This is a genomic window from Actinomyces radicidentis (assembly GCF_001553565.1).
Taxonomy (GTDB): Bacteria; Actinomycetota; Actinomycetes; order Actinomycetales; family Actinomycetaceae; genus Actinomyces; species Actinomyces radicidentis.
Genome location: NZ_CP014228.1, coordinates 1,193,426 through 1,210,537 on the forward strand (window position 1 = coordinate 1,193,426; position 17,112 = coordinate 1,210,537).

General features: G+C 72.3%; 15 protein-coding genes and 2 pseudogenes. 13 read left to right on the forward strand and 4 right to left on the reverse strand.

Annotation, left to right across the window (positions count from 1 at the left end; genetic code table 11):
- The first annotated feature begins 47 nt into the window (after nucleotides 1–47).
- The 3 genes from AXF14_RS05000 (at nucleotide 48) to AXF14_RS05010 (ending at nucleotide 1,990) form a co-directional block, all read left to right on the forward strand.
- Nucleotides 48–623: a hypothetical protein gene (locus AXF14_RS05000; RefSeq protein WP_150118425.1), complete on the forward strand. Its 576-nt coding sequence runs from the start codon at nucleotides 48–50 to the stop codon at nucleotides 621–623.
- Between the two features lie 309 nt (nucleotides 624–932).
- Complete coding sequence (locus tag AXF14_RS05005; protein ID WP_067941355.1) at nucleotides 933–1,385, forward strand: GNAT family N-acetyltransferase; 453 nt, start codon at nucleotides 933–935, stop codon at nucleotides 1,383–1,385.
- Between the two features lie 143 nt (nucleotides 1,386–1,528).
- Nucleotides 1,529–1,990, forward strand: a complete 462-nt coding sequence (locus AXF14_RS05010) for a PaaI family thioesterase (protein WP_067941357.1) — start codon at nucleotides 1,529–1,531, stop codon at nucleotides 1,988–1,990.
- 63 nt (nucleotides 1,991–2,053) lie between these two features.
- Here the strand turns inward: AXF14_RS05010 and budA are convergent, their stop codons facing one another.
- The 3 genes from budA to AXF14_RS05025 all read right to left on the reverse strand — a co-directional run bounded on the left by budA (nucleotide 2,054) and on the right by AXF14_RS05025 (nucleotide 4,517).
- A complete protein-coding gene (gene budA / locus AXF14_RS05015) occupies nucleotides 2,054–2,782 on the reverse strand; it encodes an acetolactate decarboxylase (protein ID WP_067941359.1) in 729 nt (242 codons plus the stop codon).
- A gap of 119 nt (nucleotides 2,783–2,901) precedes the next feature.
- Complete coding sequence (locus AXF14_RS05020) at nucleotides 2,902–3,585, reverse strand: nucleoside/nucleotide kinase family protein (protein WP_067941361.1); 684 nt, start codon at nucleotides 3,583–3,585, stop codon at nucleotides 2,902–2,904.
- A 152-nt stretch (nucleotides 3,586–3,737) separates the two neighbouring features.
- Nucleotides 3,738–4,517 carry a class I SAM-dependent methyltransferase gene (locus AXF14_RS05025; RefSeq protein WP_067941363.1) on the reverse strand — a complete coding sequence of 260 codons (780 nt, stop codon included), beginning with the start codon at nucleotides 4,515–4,517 and terminating at the stop codon, nucleotides 3,738–3,740.
- A 140-nt stretch (nucleotides 4,518–4,657) separates the two neighbouring features.
- On the opposite strand from AXF14_RS05025, the gene nrdF reads away from it, so the two are divergent.
- The 3 genes from nrdF (at nucleotide 4,658) to AXF14_RS05035 (ending at nucleotide 7,579) form a co-directional block, all read left to right on the forward strand.
- On the forward strand, nucleotides 4,658–5,632 hold the full coding sequence (gene nrdF, locus AXF14_RS05030) for a class 1b ribonucleoside-diphosphate reductase subunit beta (RefSeq protein WP_067941365.1): 975 nt from the start codon (nucleotides 4,658–4,660) through the stop codon (nucleotides 5,630–5,632).
- 469 nt (nucleotides 5,633–6,101) lie between these two features.
- Nucleotides 6,102–6,623: a hypothetical protein gene (locus AXF14_RS14780; protein WP_335338929.1), complete on the forward strand. Its 522-nt coding sequence runs from the start codon at nucleotides 6,102–6,104 to the stop codon at nucleotides 6,621–6,623.
- Entirely contained in the window at nucleotides 6,533–7,579 is a 1,047-nt protein-coding gene (locus tag AXF14_RS05035) for an LssY C-terminal domain-containing protein (RefSeq protein ID WP_335338924.1), read from the forward strand. The genes AXF14_RS14780 and AXF14_RS05035 overlap by 91 nt, the downstream gene beginning before the upstream one ends.
- Before the next feature lie 30 nt (nucleotides 7,580–7,609).
- Here the strand turns inward: AXF14_RS05035 and AXF14_RS05040 are convergent, their stop codons facing one another.
- Nucleotides 7,610–8,500: a MurR/RpiR family transcriptional regulator gene (locus AXF14_RS05040; protein ID WP_169798253.1), complete on the reverse strand. Its 891-nt coding sequence runs from the start codon at nucleotides 8,498–8,500 to the stop codon at nucleotides 7,610–7,612.
- Nucleotides 8,501–8,659: 159 nt separating this feature from the next.
- On the opposite strand from AXF14_RS05040, the gene murQ reads away from it, so the two are divergent.
- The 7 genes and pseudogenes from murQ to AXF14_RS05070 all read left to right on the forward strand — a co-directional run bounded on the left by murQ (nucleotide 8,660) and on the right by AXF14_RS05070 (nucleotide 16,686).
- A complete protein-coding gene (murQ, locus tag AXF14_RS05045) occupies nucleotides 8,660–9,655 on the forward strand; it encodes an N-acetylmuramic acid 6-phosphate etherase (RefSeq protein ID WP_067941368.1) in 996 nt (331 codons plus the stop codon).
- A 57-nt stretch (nucleotides 9,656–9,712) separates the two neighbouring features.
- Complete coding sequence (locus AXF14_RS05050; RefSeq protein WP_084355371.1) at nucleotides 9,713–11,281, forward strand: PTS transporter subunit EIIC; 1,569 nt, start codon at nucleotides 9,713–9,715, stop codon at nucleotides 11,279–11,281.
- A gap of 154 nt (nucleotides 11,282–11,435) precedes the next feature.
- Complete coding sequence (locus AXF14_RS05055) at nucleotides 11,436–12,488, forward strand: MupG family TIM beta-alpha barrel fold protein (RefSeq protein WP_067941370.1); 1,053 nt, start codon at nucleotides 11,436–11,438, stop codon at nucleotides 12,486–12,488.
- A gap of 879 nt (nucleotides 12,489–13,367) precedes the next feature.
- Nucleotides 13,368–14,225, forward strand: a pseudogene (locus tag AXF14_RS14875) (serine hydrolase); the annotation flags it as partial.
- Between the two features lie 76 nt (nucleotides 14,226–14,301).
- Nucleotides 14,302–14,739: pseudogene (locus AXF14_RS14880) on the forward strand (serine hydrolase); the annotation flags it as partial.
- Nucleotides 14,740–14,757: 18 nt separating this feature from the next.
- Entirely contained in the window at nucleotides 14,758–15,681 is a 924-nt protein-coding gene (locus AXF14_RS05065; protein ID WP_067941375.1) for a hypothetical protein, read from the forward strand.
- A gap of 174 nt (nucleotides 15,682–15,855) precedes the next feature.
- Nucleotides 15,856–16,686 carry a formate/nitrite transporter family protein gene (locus AXF14_RS05070; RefSeq protein ID WP_067941377.1) on the forward strand — a complete coding sequence of 277 codons (831 nt, stop codon included), beginning with the start codon at nucleotides 15,856–15,858 and terminating at the stop codon, nucleotides 16,684–16,686.
- Nucleotides 16,687–17,112: the final 426 nt, after the last annotated feature.

Below are 17,112 nucleotides of genomic sequence, written 5' to 3' on the forward strand. Positions count from 1 at the left end.
GACACCACGCGCCCGTACCGGGTGTTCGTCGTGTGGGGGCGGTGAGCATGTCCGTCATCGCGTACGGCGACGAGAGCGTCCGCCGGACCGGGCTCCGGGAGGGTGTGTACCTGCTCGGTGCGTACGTCCTCGGGGACGAGGACGCCGGTCTCATTGAGGCGCTTGGTCGATTCGCCCGGTTTCAGGGCAAGCTTCACTGGAAGGACCACGTCGACGTCGTCAAACGGCAGGTGTGTTCTGAGATCAGTCGGCATGCCGGGGCGGGGCTGATCGTCGCCGCCACGCCGTTACCGTCGCGCGGGGGTGAGGAGCGTGCGCGGCAGCAGGCACTCGTGACACTCGCGCTCGCCCTTGAAGAGGGCCACGGCGTTCGCGAGCTCGTGCTGGAGAGACGTGAGCGGACGCAGGACGCCAATGATGTGCGAACGATCGATCTCGCCCGGCGATCAGGCGTGCTGCCCGAGGACTTCACCATTCGCCATGAGTTCGGGGCGAGTGAGGAGCGGCTGTGGATTCCAGACCAGATCGTGGGAGCCTGTGGCGACCACATCATCGGGTGGAGCACTGGTTGGGCAGATCTCGCCTCGGTGGTCGAGATCCTCTACGTGGATCCTCGTAGATAGCGCGAGCGCCGGGCCCACATGACAACACGGGTACCCGGCGCTAACTTCCACTCCGCAACGTATCGCGGCGGCGGCACCAGTATGCCTCTGCTTCGCACTCGGTCTCAAGGGCTGTCCACGACGGACATCCGCAGGGCTGACGACGCGAAACCCGGCCCGCCCACCGTCCGGAAGGCTGCCGGGTCCACTTCGCAGGGCTGCTGCCCCTTCCGGCTACAGGTGAGATCCCGTGTCAACCCGTGCCGGTGCCACCTCGGAACCGTCTCTGCCGCCTGGTCGTACGGGTGCATTGTCTGAGAGAGTCCGGGCATGACAGTACCGACCCTCACACTGGTCGAGCTGGACCTGCGAGAGAACGGCACCGACGCCGAGGCGCTTGCCGCCTTCCTCACCGGCAATGAGTTCCCCTTCCACCTCGGTCGGGCGTTCACGTCCGACGAGGCCCGTGCGTCCGTGGTCTCGGGTCGGTGGGCCTCACTGGGGACCGAGACCTACTGGGTGGAGGCCGATGGAGTACGGATTGGGACCGTCACGCTCGAGGACCTGGACGATCCGACCGTGATGCTGGACCTGCGCTTGGCCGAGGTGTACCGGGGACGTGGGTTCGGCACCCTTTCCTTGCGCGCGGCGGCTGACCAGGTCTTCTCGGCCCGCTCCGAGACGCGTCGCATCGAGGGCCAGACCCGCGATGACAACCTCGCGATGCGCGCCACCTTCAACCGCGCCGGATGGGTCAAGGAGGCCTGCTTCCGTGAGGGTTGAGAACCCGGGCACGACGCCATCGGGTACGCCATACTCCGCGCCGACTGGGAGAACGGCACGAGGACGCCTGTCGACTGGAGCGAACCCGAGGCGATTCGCCCGCGCTGAGCCTCCACAACCACCCGTCTGCGAGGATCGGAGCCATGGACCAGACCGTTCCCATGGATCCGACGCCGGAGTCCGTCACCGCCTACACCGACACCTCCCCGGTCCACCGGCGGATCGGGCTGCGCGCCCTGCGGGTGGACTACGACGGCATCCTCCTCTCCGTCACCCTCGGCGAGGACTGGATGAACACGCACGGCACCGGGCACGGCGGCGCCATCGCCACGGCCCTCGACGCCGGCTGCTGCTACGCCTTCGCCGGCCGCTCCGGCGCCACGTGGCCCACCGTCTCCCTCACCCTCAACTACCTCGCGCCCGTGCCCGAGGGGGATCACCTCGTCCTGGGGCGCGTCATCCGCGCCGGTCGAAAGGTCGGCGTCGCCGAGGCCGAGCTCTGGCCGGGCGGCACCGACGTCGACGCGCTCCTCGCCGGGGACCTCGGCGACGCCCAGCCCATGGCGATCGCCCGCGGCACCTTCCATCCCGTCTGGCTGCGCTGAGACGACCCGTGGGCACAGCGTCGTCGTTGGCCGGGCCCCGGCCGGTCCGAGCGGTCGGCGGCCTCAGTGGTGCTCGACCTGCTTGATCTCCTCGGACATGTCCTCGCTGAGGTCCGCCGCCCCGAAGGCCTCGGTGAGGGGCAGCCGCAGTCGGAAGTCCGTCCCCAGGCACAGCTCGACCGTCCCCTCCTCGAGGACGAAGTCGACGAGGTGCCCGCCCCAGCCGCGCTCGTCGTCGATGACGTGCGCGTGGCAGCCCGCCACCGAGATCCCCGACTCGTACAGCGGCGTGCGGAAGCCGGCGATCGTCCCGGTGAAGTCCTCGCGGCGGACGACCGCCTCGCCGTCGGTGGCCTCGACCATCGGCTTGTAGGGCCGCTCCTGCCGCTCCACCGTGCGGGCGCTCGCCCACGCGAAGCGTCCCGTCACCCGCAGCGCGTACATGTAGTTCGAGCTCGGCACGAGGCCGTCGACGAAGGCGGAGAACTCCTGGCGCGTCACGGGACCCGCCACCGGGCGGCTGATCGTCGGCACGAAGTTCGTGACGACGGCGTAGGGCGTGCGCTCGCTCAGGTCGGGGACGCTCACCGACCCGTCCGAGCGCAGCCGGTAGCAGGTCCCGCCGAGGATGACCATCTCGCCGTCGAGCTCGTTGAAGGTGCCGATCCCGAAGGAGCCGTGGCCGAGGAGCTCGGCGAGGGTCATCTCGTCCTCGTAGACGCCCTGCGCGAGGGCGGTGATGAGGCTCGTCTGGAAGATCTCGTGGCGGGTGACGGCGGCTGAGGCGCTCATGGCTCCCAGGCTAGGAGCGCTCGCGGCCGGCGTCGACGCCGTCCCGCGGGGTGACGACGGGCGGGTCGGGGCGGACGCCGTTATGTCATCAGGTGCAGCAGTTATCTCAATCCATGTGCTCACCGCTCGTGCGGCGCGGGTTCCTCGCCGTCCAGCTCCCACACCTCGTCGCAGCGCTCGGCGGTCGCCGCGACCAGTCGCGCGTTCGGGACGTCCACGCTGCGCACCCAGTGCGCGGCGTCCGCGGGGGACCTGCCGAAGTCCTTGTGCCGCGCGATGAGTCGGCGGATGAGGACCTCCTCGGGGACGTCGAGCATGACGAGCAGGTCGATCCTCTCGCGCGCCCCCTCCCAGCCGTGCGTCTCCAGCGCGAGGTAGTTGCCCTCGGTGACGACGACGCCGCGGCCCGTCACGCGCGCCCCCGCGGCCACCGGCTCGTGCAGGTCGCGCCGGTAGACGGGCGCGAGGACCTCGGCGGGCTCGCCGTCAGGGCCCGTGGCGCGGACGCGGTCGAGGACGGCGAGGTAGCCGGCGACGTCGAAGGTGTCCGGGGCGCCCTTGCGGCCGTGCCTGCCGAGCTCGTCCAGCACCGCGTTGGACATGTGGAAGCCGTCCATGGGGACGGTCCCGGCGAGCAGGCCCTTCTCGCGCAGCGCCTCCGTCAGGCCCTCGGCGAGCGTCGACTTCCCGGAGCCGGGTGCGCCCGTGATCCCGACGACGAGGCGCGCCGGCGCGTCCGGCGCGGCGAGCCGGGCCTCGAGGCGGTCGACGAGGTCGGTGCAGGCGTTGTCGAAGGCGGTCATGGCGCCAGTATCGCGACCCCGTGACCGCGAGATGGCGCTCTCAGCGGATCAGAGGCACGAGGCGCGATCAGGAGCCGCGGAATCCTGCGGGCGGCGGGTCTCCGAGAAGGCTCTGACCCGCTCAGGGCGCCATTCCCGGCGCGGCCGCCCCCTCACTCCGGCGCCGGTGCCCGCCTCGCGGTGATGAGCCCGTAGCCGGTGCTCTCCCGGATCGTCCCGTCGGCCCCGGCGCGCTCCTCGAGGTGACCGCGCAGGGCGTCAAGCAGGGCGGGGCGGCGCTCGCCCGCGTGGGCGAGGGTCCAGGCGTGCGTCGGGCTGCCGCTGCGGTAGTACTCCATGCCCTCCTCGACGGTCGCGAAGCGCCACTCGAGCTGGTGGTGCTTGACCCGCACGTCCTCGAGGCCGGCTCCCAGCCGCCCGGCGGCCACCCCGGGGCGGCACCAGGTCATGTGCGGCGGTGCCGAGTCCTCGCCGGGCGCCAGGACCGCCGTCATCCGCGCCGTCATCTCCGCAAGGAACCCGTCCTCGGACCAGGCGGTCATGACGAGGAGCCCGCCGGGGCGCAGGATCCTCGCCCACTCGGCCGGATCGTGGGACGGGTCGCAGAACATGGAGCCGGAGGAGCTGGCGACGGCGTCGGCGCTCCCGTCCGGCAGACCGGTGGCCTCGCCGGTCGCTGCGAGCCAGGTGGCGCCGTGCACGAGGGCGGCGCCGGTCTCGCGCATCCGCCGCGCGGGCTCGACGGCGGTCACCTCGAGGCCGGCTGCGAGGAGCGCGCGGGTGGTGTCGCCGTGCCCGGCCCCGATCTCGACGACGCGCGCCCCGGGGCCGACGGCGTCCAGGACCCGTCGGGCGGTGAGGCCCGAGGCGGGGCGCAGGCGCCGTGCCGTCGGGGCGTAGGGGCTCGCGGACCAGACCTCGTCGACGCTCATGGCGACACCGTATCTGAGAACGGTTCGCGATAGTAGGTCGTGGTGCCCGCCTCCCGTCCTGGTCCGAGCGCCGCGCCGACGCCGTCGGAGCCCGTCGGTACCATGGAGGCACCGAAGCCAGACCCCCAGGAGGGAACCGCATGCCCGAGCCGCTCAAGCTCATCGACCGCGTCCAGGCGATCAACTGGAACCGTCTCGTCGACGACAAGGACCTCGAGGTCTGGGACCGTCTCACCGGTAACTTCTGGCTCCCCGAGAAGGTGCCGCTGTCCAACGACGTCCAGTCCTGGGCCACCCTCAACGAGGCCGAGAAGACCATGACGACCCGCGTCTTCACGGGCCTCACCCTCCTCGACACCATCCAGGGCACCGTCGGCGCCGTCAGCCTCATCCCGGACGCCCGCACCCCTCACGAGGAGGCCGTGTACACCAACATCGCCTTCATGGAGTCGGTGCACGCCCGCTCCTACTCCTCGATCTTCTCCACGCTCATCTCGACGGCGGAGATCGACGAGGCCTTCCGCTGGTCCGAGGAGAACCAGAACCTCCAGAAGAAGGCCCAGATCGTCCTGGACTACTACCGCGGCGACGACCCGGAAAAGCGCAAGGTCGCCTCGACGATGCTGGAGTCCTTCCTCTTCTACTCCGGCTTCTACGCCCCGATGTACTGGTCGAGCCACGCCAAGCTGACCAACACCGCGGACCTCATCCGCCTCATCATCCGCGACGAGGCCGTCCACGGCTACTACATCGGCTACAAGTACCAGCTGGCCGTGCGCGAGTCCTCCGAGAAGCGCCAGCAGGAGCTCAAGGACTACACCTTCGACCTCCTCATGGAGCTCTACGACAACGAGGAGCAGTACACCGAGGACCTCTACGACGAGCTCGGCCTGACCGAGGACGTCAAGAAGTTCCTGCGCTACAACGCCAACAAGGCCCTCATGAACCTGGGCTACGAGGCGCTCTTCCCGGCCGACGCCGTCGACGTCAACCCGGCCATCCTCGCCTCGCTCTCCCCGAACGCGGACGAGAACCACGACTTCTTCTCCGGCTCCGGCTCGTCCTACGTCATGGGCACGGCCGAGGCCACCGAGGACGAGGACTGGGACTTCTGATCAGCTTGTTGGACAGCTCGCCTGTCCACAGATGAGGCGCTGACGCGCCGTCCGGTACGGATGGCGTCAGCGCCTCATGTGACGATGGACTTGCCTCCACGGCGCAACCCCCGCTCAACAGTCAGCTCTGCCGGGGAGCGCACCGAAAGGGGGTGGCTCTGGGTATGTCATCAACGAGCGGACGGCGTGACGCGCCGCGTGCGAAGGAGATGATGGGTAAGCAGAAGGCCCAGATCTGGCGGACTGCCTTGCAATGCGTTCCGCCGACGATCTGGGCCCTTGCTGCTCTGCTCAACGTCCTCGTCGGACACTGATCAACACCCGGAAGTCCGGGGAGTTGGGCGGTAGCCGCCGCTCGACTCCCCCTCATCGTCCCACATCCCGCGCTACCGGCCAAGGATGGAGCGGGCATGGTGCGGGGCGCCGGTCGGCCCGCACCGACGAGATGCGCGACGAGGTAGGAGAGCACGTGGGAGCCCAGGAGGCGCGTCGAACGGCGGACGCCGTCGCGGAGGTCGACTCCGTCGTGGACGCCGTCGCGCCGCTCGCCCCGGAGCTCCCCGACCCGCGACCCGCCGGCACCGCCGCCGACTCCGCCCTCGACGTCCCCGACCAGCGCACCCGCCCGCGTCCCGACGCCCGCCTGGAGTACCGCGACCCGACCACCAAGATGGTCGCCCCCGGCGCTCGCGCCTGGGACCTCGACGACGTCCTCGACGCCCTCTTCTTCGCCGTCGCCGCCGCGGCGACCTGCTGGTTCGCCGTCCTGCTCGTCGCCGGCGGCCTCCACCGCGACTGGGGCACCGGCCTCCGCCTCCTCCTCTTCTGGGCGGTCCTCGCCTACCTCGCCCTGCCGCGCCTCCACAGGTCCTCACCTGGCTCTACGTCCCCGACTACTTCATCGGCCGCACCCACACCGGCGACGGGCTCCTCGGCGACCCCGTCAACCTCGTCGCCTGGGGGAGCGAGGAGGCCCTCCACACCGCCATGACGAGCGCCGGCTGGGTCCGCTCCGACCCCGTCACCCTGCGCAGCAGCCTGCGGCTGGTCCGCGCCTGGGCGCGGCGCCGCCCCTACCCGTCGGCTCCCGTCTCCACGCTCACGCTCTTCGGCCGCCGCCAGGACGTCGCCTACGTCAAGGAGGTCGACGGCAATCCCTCGCAGCGCCACCACGTGCGCTTCTGGCGGGTCCCGGAGGGCTGGCTCCTGCCCGGGGGCGCGAGCGTCGACTGGCTCGCCGCCGGCAGCTACGACCGCGCCGTCGGCCTGTCGTCGCTGACCTTCCAGGTCACCCACAAGATCGACACGGACATCGACCTCGAGCGCAACTACATCGTCGACGACGTCCGCTGGGCCGTCCCCGAGGCTGACCTGGAGGTCTGGCCGCGCTTCTTCACGAGCTACCACTCCACCAACGGCGGCGGGGACAAGGTCTCCACCGACGGGGCCCTGTGCGTCCTCGACCTGCGGGACGTCGACCCCGGCGACGGCGAGGACGCCCGCGCCGCCCGCGGCCGCGACGACGCCGCGCGCCACCACACGCGCCCCGGCGACCTCATCAAGACGATGCTCCTGCTCGTGGCCCTTGTCGTCATCGACGCCGTGAGGTGGACCGCCGTCGATCTCCCCGAGCTCCTCGCCGGTGAGCCGGGATCGGTCCGCGCCGCCGTCGCGGGGCTGTCCGTCCTGCTCGTCCTCGCCGTCGCCCTGCTCGCCGCGGCGGCCTGGCGAGGGCACCCGCGCAGCCGCGTCGTCCTCATGGGCGTCCTCGCGATCGGTGCACTCGCGGACCTCGCCCAGGTGACCGCCGTCGGTGTGGACTCCGCGGGCGGGCTGCTCCTCACGACGGCGCTGCAGGTCCTCGCGCTCCTGGCCCTCACCTCGCGCGACGTCCACCAGTGGGAGCGCGCCCGCAAGGGGAGCAGGGTCCGGCCGCGGCGCGGCTGAGCCGGGGGCGCCGGGGCGCCCTGGGGCGGGTCAGTCGCCGACCCGTTGCCCGGACACGGCCGCACGGGTGCGCTCGAGCGCCGCCCCGAGGTCGTCGTGACGCAGCTGGGCGGTGCGGGCGAAGAGGACGTCGACGACGGCGAGCTGGGCCATGCGGCTCGCGAGCGCTGCGGCCCGCAGCTCCGTCTCGCGCGCCCGCGTCTCGAGGACGACGTCGGCGGCCCGCGCCACCGGCGAGCCGGGGTCCCCGACCACCGCGACGGTGAGGGCGCCGCGCCCGCGGGCCAGGTCCATGGCGCGCAGGACCTCCGTGGTGCGCCCGGAGAAGGAGAAGCCGATCGCCGTGTCGCCCTCGCCGAGGAGGGCGGCGTGGACCAGCTGGACGTGCGTGTCCGCGCTGAACTGGCAGGGAACCCCGATCCGCTGCAGCTTCTGGGAGAGGTCCTGGGCCACGAGCCCCGAGGCCCCCACCCCGAGGGTCGTGACGGGGGACCGGCCGGCCACGCGCGCGGCCAGCCGGTCGAGCGCCTCGAGGTCGAGGCCGGCCACCGTCTGCTCGATGGAGCGCGCCTCGTGGAAGGCGATCTTCGCGGCGAGGTCCTCGAGGGAGTCCCCGGCGTCGATCTGGCCCTGGGCGACGCCGGCTCGCTCGTGCTCGAGGCTGGAGCGGGACAGGTCGCGGGCCAGGGCGAGCCGCAGGTCCGGCAGGCCCCGGTAGCCCAGGGATCGGGCGAAGCGGACGACGCTGGCCTGGGAGACGCCGGCCTGCCGCGCGAGGGAGGCGGCGGTGGCGGACAGGACCCCCTCGGGCTGCTCGAGGAGGGTCGCGGCGAGGGCGTCCTCGGTGGAGGACATGCCGGGACGTGCGCGGCGGATGCGCTCGATGACGCCGGCGGACTCGGCTCCGGGACCGGTGCTCACGGGTCCTCCCTTCTCGTCCCTGACGCGGGGCGGGACCAGGATGCGCGTCGTCACGCGGGGGTGACTCGCGGGACGCGCCGATGAAACAACGTTCCACATACTAGTGAACAGATGTAGTCTTGCGTCACCCCAAGGGCAACGACGCCGAGAGGAAACAGGATGGCCGATCCCACCAGCGATCCCGCAGCCGCACCGGCCGGCGACTCCGACTCCGTCGCCCGGCTCCACCTGAGCACCACCGAGCAGCGCAACCCCGCCTCCGCCGACCTCGACCGCATGAGCGCCCTCGAGATCGTGCAGGTCATGAACGCCGAGGACCACAAGGTCGCCGACGCCGTCGAGCGCGCCCTCCCGCAGATCGCGCGGGCCGTCGACGCCGTCGTCGCCGGGATCCGGGCCGGGGGCCGCCTCATCTACATGGGGGCCGGCACCTCCGGACGGCTCGGCGTCCTCGACGCCGCCGAGTGCCCGCCCACCTTCCGCACCGACCCGGACCTCGTCGTCGGTCTCATCGCCGGCGGCGAGGGCGCCATGTTCCGGGCGGTCGAGGGCGCTGAGGACTTCGCCGAGCTCGGCGCGAGCGACCTCGACGAGCTCGGACTCACCGACCGCGACACCGTCGTCGGCATCGCCGCGTCCGGCCGCACCCCCTACGTCATCGGCGGCCTCGACCGCGCCCGTGAGCTCGGAGCCGCCACCGTGTCGGTCGCCTGCAACACCGGGGCGGCCGTCTCCCAGCACGCGCAGATCGCCATCGAGGTCGACAACGGGCCCGAGGTCGTCACCGGCTCGAGCCGCCTCAAGTCCGGGACCAGCCAGAAGCTGATCCTCAACATGATCTCGACCGCCGCGATGGTCCGGCTCGGCAAGGTCTACGGCAACCTCATGGTCGACGTCGCCCCCACCAACACCAAGCTCGTCGACCGCGCCGAGCGCATCGTCGTCGCCGCCACCGGCTGCTCCCGCGAGCAGGCCCGCGAGGCGCTCGCGGCCGCCGACGGCCACGCCAAGACCGCCATCGTCATGGTGGTCCGCGGGCTCGACGCCGACGCCGCCCGCGCCGCCCTCGACGAGGCCGAGGGCTTCGTCCGCACCGCCGTCGAGGCCGGCGGCACCTCGGACGGCGGCCCCGACGTGCCCGATGACGCGGCCTGACCAACACCCGCACACCACCGACTCGTCCCACCCCCACCCGCAAGGAGAAGCGCTCCGATGAACTACGACTCCCTCAGCCGCGAGATCCAGCGGCTCGCCGGCGGCCCTGGAAACGTCGCCTCCCACACGAACTGCATGACCCGCCTGCGCCTCAACGTCGTCGACCAGGCCAAGGTCGACGTCGACGCCATCAGGTCCCTCGACGGCGTGCTCGGCGTCGTCGGCGGGGACCAGGTCCAGGTCGTCGTCGGCCCCGGCCACGCCGAGCGCCTCCGACAGGCCTACGACGCCGTCGCCGGCGATGCCGGCTCAGCCGCCCTCGACGTCAACGAGGACCCTGAGCTCTCCGGCACCGCCGCCGACGGCACGACCCGTGGCGGCTCCGCCGGGGACGAGGACCTCGCCGCCAGCACCCACGCCAGGGTCAAGGCCCGCCAGACCAGCGCCGTGCAGCGCATGTTCCGCCACGTCGGCAACATCTTCATCCCGATCATCCCCGGCTTCATCGCCTGCGGCCTCGTCACCGCCATCGCGAACGTCTGGAAGATGATCGACCCGGGCATCGCCGCCAACGCCTGGTTCCTCGCCTTCGCTGGCATCGGATCCATCCTCGTGGGCGCCCTCTACTTCATCGTCGGCCACAACACCGCCAAGGAGTTCGGCGGCACCCCCACCATGGGCTTCATCGCCGGCGGCGTGCCCTACATGACCGCCCTCGCCGGCATCGCCGAGGTCACCGGCCCGGACGGCAAGGTGACCACCCCCGCCGTCCCGCTCACCATCCCCGTCTTCGGCCAGCTGGCGCCGGGCCTCGGCGGCATCATCGGCGTCATCATCACGGCCTGGGTGTTCACCCTCATCGAGAAGCAGGTGCGCAAGGTCGTCCCGGCCGCGCTCGACCTCTTCCTCGTGCCCGTCGTCACCCTCCTCATCGGCGCGGCCCTGTGCATCTTCATCATCATGCCGATCTCCGCCCTCCTCATGAAGGCCCTGACCTGGCTGCTCGTCGACTTCGCCCTCAAGCAGGGCGGCATCATCGGCGGCTTCATCATGTCGACCTTCTTCCTGCCGATGGTCATGCTCGGCATCCACCAGGGCCTCACCCCCATCCACGCCGAGCTCATCGCCGACCACGGCTTCACCGAGCTGCTCCCGATCCTCGCCATGGGCGGCGCCGGCCAGGTCGGCATGGCGTGCGCCCTGTGGGCCCGCACCAGGAACGACAAGCTCCGCGGAGTCATCAAGTCCGCCCTCCCGATCGGCGTCCTCGGCATCGGCGAGCCCCTCATCTACGGCGTCTCCCTGCCGCTGGTCCGGCCCTTCCTCACCGCCTGCCTCGGCGCGGGCTTCGGAGGCGCCTTCATCGCCTTCGGCATGCAGCAGGGCTCCTTCGGCGCCGGCGCGCTCGGCCTGTCGGGCCTCCTCATGATCCCCGTCATCACGGCCGGCAAGTGGTTCTGGTACGTCGGCGGCTGGGTGATCGCCGTCGTCATGGGCGCCGTCCTCACCTACGCCTTCGGGTACCGCGAGGCCGACGCCGAGCGCGTCTTCGGCGCCGGGACCGCCTCGGACATCCTCGAGGCCGAGGGCGTGCACCGCGAGGTCATCCCCGGCACCGAGCGCTGAGGGCTCCCGGCCGCGGGTGCCGTCCCCGGGAGCGGCCCGCGGACGGCACCCGCGCCCCGGTCCTCCGGCCCACGACGTCGCCGTCGGCCCGAGCGGACCGACGGCGACGGCGCACCCCCGGAACGACGCACCCAGCCCACCACGAGGAGGACCCGTGCTCCTGTCCGTCTACGCCACCGACGACACCGCCGTCCGCGACGCCGTCCTCGACCAGGCCGCCGCCCAGGCCGAGCGCACCCTCTTCACCTCCCTCCACATGCCCGAGGCCACCGACCTCGCCGGCTGGGTGGGGTGGCTGGAGAACGCCCACTGCGAGCGCGGCGTCTCCTTCTGGGCCGACGTCGCACCGGCCGCCTTCGACCTGCTCGGCTACGGGCCCGACGACGCGGGCCGGCTGGCCGGGGCCGGCGTCGTCGGACTGCGCCTCGACTACGGCTACGGACCCGAGGAGATCGGCCGCATCGCCTCCGCCACGGGGCTGCCCGTCGCCGTCAACGCCTCTACCGCCGCCGCCGCGGAGGTCGACGCGCTCCAGGCCGTTCTCGGGGACGCCCCCGACGCCCTGGTCGGCTGGCACAACTTCTACCCGCGGCCGGGGACGGGCCTGACCGCTGAGGACCTCGTGCGGCGCTCGCGGCTCTTCACCGACCGGGGCCTGCGCGTCCTCGCCTTCGTCGCGGGGGACGTCACGCACCGCGCGCCCCTCCACCTCGGCCTGCCGACCCTCGAGGCGCACCGGCACCGCAACGCCTACGTCTGCGCCCTCGAGCTCGACGCCCTCGTGCCCGGCGTCAGCGTCGTGGGCGCCGAGGGCGTCGTCGCCGAGCAGCACCTGCGCTGGATCGCCGACGCCCTGCCCGACGGGGACGACGAGCCCGTGCTCACCCTGCCGGTCACCGACCTGCAGCCCGGCTGCGACTGGCTCCTCGACGAGTGGGACCTGCGCCCCGAGGCCGGCCCCGCCTCACGCCGCCTCACCGGCACCCGCGGCCGCGACCTGCCCGCCGGCACCGTCCCCGCCGACGCGCTCGAGGCCGGTTCCCTCCAGATGGACACTCTCGGCCGCTACTCCGGCGAGGTCCACCTCATGACCGCCACCGCACCGCTGGACGGGCAGCACCTCCGCCTCGCCGACGTCGCCGCCCCCTACCGCAGCCTGCTGGCGCACCTGGACCGCTTCGATCGCGTCCGCCTCGTGCGCGCCTGAGCCCCGCCGGCGCCCCGAGCACCTGGCACCCGCCCCGACCTCGCCCACCGCGAAGGAGCAGCCATGACCCCGCACACCGCCCGCTCGACCGCTCTCCCCGCCATCCGGCTCTCACGGCGCACCGCCATCGCGGGGGCCGCCGCCGCGGCCGCCGCCCTCACCCTGGCGCCCACGGCCGTCCCGGCGCCCTCGCCCACGAAGCGGCCCGACCGCGCCACCGGCCTCGGCAAGACCCTCCACGTCCCCGCCCGCGCCGGGCACCGCATCAAGGTCGCCCACCTGGGCGGCGGGAGGATCAAGGCCGATGTCACGAGCGACGCCTTCGGCGACGTCGTCTCCCTGCCGACGACCGGCACCGTCAGCCTCACGCTGCCCGCCCTCGACGGCCGCGGCGAGGAGGTCATCGACGTCGACGTCGAGACCGGCTCCTCCTGGTGGGTCCACGCCGGCGACCAGGGCGTCTACGGGGCCCCCGCCGCCGTGTCGGCCGACGGCTGGACCACGGACGGCGCCACCACCTGGGTGCACCAGGACGCCCTCGTCGAGGTCCTCGGCCTCTCCTTCGCCGAGCCCGCTCCGAGCGCCGCCGCCTTCGACGGGCACGCGGCCAGCGCCATCACGACCGTCGTCGTCACTCGCGGCGACGACGTCATCGAGATCGACCCCGCCGGGGGCCGCATCGGTGTCAACGTCACCGAGGACATGCGCACCACCTATGCGGACCTCTCCTACCGCGACCTCGAGGTCTGCGGCGCCGCCGACGACCTCTCCCTGTCCACCCGTACCCTGCGCGACCTCCTCGACGTGCGCGCCGACGTCGTCGACGGCGTCCTCCACCTCTCCGAGCAGGTCCGCGTCGCCCGGGACACCGTCACGGGCATGCGCAAGACCTCCGTCGCGGCGCTCGGCCTGTCCGAGGACGGGCTGGCCGATCTCAACGCCTACCTCGACGCCCAGGTCGCCGAGGGCTTCCCCTCCGCCGCCGCCGTCGTCACCCGCCACGGCAAGCGCGTCCACGAGTACGCCACCGGCTGGGCCAGGAAGTACTCGACGACGACGCTGCCCGACGGCACCATCGAGCCCGCCGAGCTGCTCCCGGCCGCGCAGTGGCAGCCGACGAGCACCGGCACCCTGTACGACCTCGCGTCCAACTCCAAGATGTACGCGACCAACTACGCCGTCATGATGCTCGTCAGCCAGGGGCTGCTCGACCTCGACCGCACTATCCGGTCGTTCCCCGGGTGGGAGGCCTTCTCCGACGCCTCCACCGTCTACACCGGCAAGTGGACCGTCGGCGACGGCATCGACGCCGAGCACACGGGCAAGGACACGCTCACCGTGCGCGACGTCCTCCACCACGAGGGCGGCATGCTCCCCGACCCGATGTACCACTCGGCGAAGGTCGCCGGCGAGCTCTACTACCAGAACACCTCCGACCCCTCCGACCGCGCCGGCATCATCGACACCATCTGCCGCACCCCGCTGGCTCAGGCCCCGCGGACCGGCTACATCTACTCCGACGTCGACTTCATGATCCTCGGCCTCCTCGTCGAGCAGGTCACCGGGCAGCGCCTGGACGACTACCTCGAGAACGGCCTCTACGCGGCCATGGGCCTCGAGGCGACCGTGTACAACCCGCTGAGCAAGGGCTTCGCCGCGACCGACTGCGCCGCCACCGAGCTCAACGGGAACACCCGCGACGGCGGCGTCGACCTCGGCACCGCCCCCGACGGCGAGCCCGCCTACATCCGCCGCTGCACCCTCCAGGGCGAGGTCCACGACGAGAAGGCGTACTACACGCTCGCGGGCGTCGCGGGGCACGCCGGCCTCTTCTCGACCCTCTCCGACATGTCCGCGCTCAACCAGGTCATGGTCAACGAGGGCGTCTACGCCGGGCAGCGGTGGATGGACCGCGACGTCGTCGCCGAGTTCGTCGCCACCTACGGGGACACCCCCCAAGGCCGCCTCGACCTCGACCCACGGGCTCGGCTGGCGCGTGAGCCCGCCGAAGGGCGACACCTACTGGTACTTCAGCTGGGGGCCGTCCCGCACGGCGATCGGGCACACGGGCTGGACCGGCACCCTCACCGTCATCGACCCGCAGCGCGACCTCACCGTCACCCTCCTCACCAACCAGCGCCACTCACCGGTGCGGACCCCGGGGGAGAACGACTTCGAGGCCGCCGAGATGGAGCTGAGCGACTACGTGCCGGTCGTCGGCCGCGTCTACCAGGCGCTGCGAAGCGCCTGACGCCCGTACCCTGGGCCCATGAGCGAGTACTTCGTGGGACGCGGCGAGAACGGGAACGACGCGGGCGGCGACCCCCTCGAGCCCCCGGTCCCCGGCCTGCCCCCCGAGGCCGATGACGCCGCCGTGGCGGGAGCCGCCGGTCCCGCCGAGCCCGAGCACGTCCGCTTCGGCATTCCCTTCAACGGCGTGGTCCCCGTCTGGCACGACGGCACCGAGATCACCTGGCACCGCCCCGCCGACGGCACCGACCCCGCGAACCTCCTCGGCCTCGGCGACGTCGAGACCGAGCCCGGCCCCTCGCCGACACCGGAGGGCTGGTCCGAGCGCGTCGAGACCGGCACCCTCGTCCCCGCCGGGTGGGCGGACGACCCCGCCGCCGCGGGCCTCAACTCGGCCACGGATGGCCCCGTCCTGCGCCTCCACCCCGCCCAGCCGACGGGCCGGCGCGCCGGTGCCGTCGAGCGCGGGGCGGGTGCCGTCCTCCCGCTGGGGCCCGCCGTCAGCGTCGAGGAGGCCATGGGCGCCACCGCCGGCGACTTCGACATCATCGGCTTCTCCGTGCACGTCGCCCGCCTCATGCTGCGCGCCGCCCGCGACGGAGCGATCCTCCTGCTCACCCTGCGCGCCCCCCGTGACCCCGAGGCGCACCACCTGCTCTCCGCACCGAGCGAGGTCGACGCCGAGGGCGTCATGCGCTTCCACCTGGGCACGCTCCTCGAGGTGGAGACCGGCGCCTGGTCGCAGGCCACCCACCGCGACGGCATGGCCCTGCTCGACCTCGAGGTCCCCTACGACTCGCTCCTCACCGGCGCGGGGCCGGCCGCCGAGCAGGGGCTCGACGTCGAGAGGCTCGTCGCCCTGGCCCAGCCGGTCGTCGACGCCGTGCTCGCCCCCGGCTTCCCCTTCGCGCTCGGCGCCTCCTTCATCCTGCCGACGCGCTGAGCCGCCGTCGCCGTCGGCGACCGACCCCGGGGAGGAGCCCGCCCGCCGCAGGTGGGACCAAGGGCCCAGTGGGTGCGTGCTCGTGGGCGGAGAGCGGTGTGGACCGCGCCCGGTCCGGTGCGGCGTCGTAACCTGCGACAGGACGTGCACACCACCACGGCGCATGATCACCCCATGCTCTCCGTGACCCAGACGCTCGTCGCGCAGGAGGCCTCCTCGGTCGCCCGCTCCGGCGGCATGCGCCGTCCCCTCCCTTACGTCGTCTCCTCCATGCTCGCCGGCGCCTACATCGGCATCGGCGGCACCTTCATGCTCGCCGCGGCCGGCCCCTTCAAGGCGGCCTCCAGCCCCGCCACCCCGATGGTCTCCGGCGTCGCCTTCTCCATCGGCCTGCTCCTGTGCGTCTTCGGCGGCGCCGAGCTCGGCACGAGCGCCATGATGACCTTCGCCGTCGGCGGCTTCCGCAAGGTCACCGGCTGGGGCAAGGGCCTGGCCGCGCTCGTCGTCATGCTGCTGGGCAACCTCGCCGGCGCGATCCTCCTCTCCGCGATCCTGCGCGGCACCAACATCCTGGCCGCCGACACCGCAGCGGGGAAGATGCTCGCCGGCGTCGTCACCACCAAGGGCGGCCTGCCCGTGGGGACGATCTTCTTCCGCGGCATCATGTGCAACGTCCTCGTCTGCCTCACCATCTGGTGCACCACCCGCCTCGAGAACGAGGTCGCCAAGGCCGTCGCCGTCTTCTCCTTCATCGGCGCCTTCGTCGCCTGCGGCTTCGAGCACGTCGTCGCCAACATGACCTTCTTCGGCCTCGGCCTCATGTACCACGTCGACGGCGCCACCATCGGCCTCGCCGCCCGCAACCTCCTGTGGTCGGGCCTGGGCAACCTGGTGGGCGGCGCGATCTTCGTGGCCGGCGCCTACGTCCTCGCCCACCGCACCGAGGAGGGCTCCGCCGAGGAGAAGGCCGCCCTCGAGGCCGCCGCCCCGGCCCGCGTCCACTGACCCGATCGGGCTAGCCGGACGGGGCCGCCGCCGGCCCCGCCCGACCGGCCCGAACCCCGACCACCGCGCCCCGGCGCGGGAGCTCCGAGAGCCCTGCGCCGGGGCGCCGTCGTGCTCGGAGCGACGGTGGTGGGATCTGCATCTCGTGACGTGCGCTTGAAAGTGCTCCGTCGCAACTTCGCCACCGGTATGTGGACTGGTTCGTGTGCTCCGGCCACCGTGCCCATTTCGTTTCTGCTGGGCAACTTGCTGGGGGTCCGTGCTGGGCACCTGCCCTGCAGGTGGGACCGTCAATATGAGAGGTCGCGGGTCTGCAAGAAACAGTATTGACAATGCCTCGATCCTGATGGTGTCGATATAGTGGCCTGTGGGGTCGGCGGTCCGACATTGGGGCTTGAAACGTGACCTGACCCGGGCCCATTCACG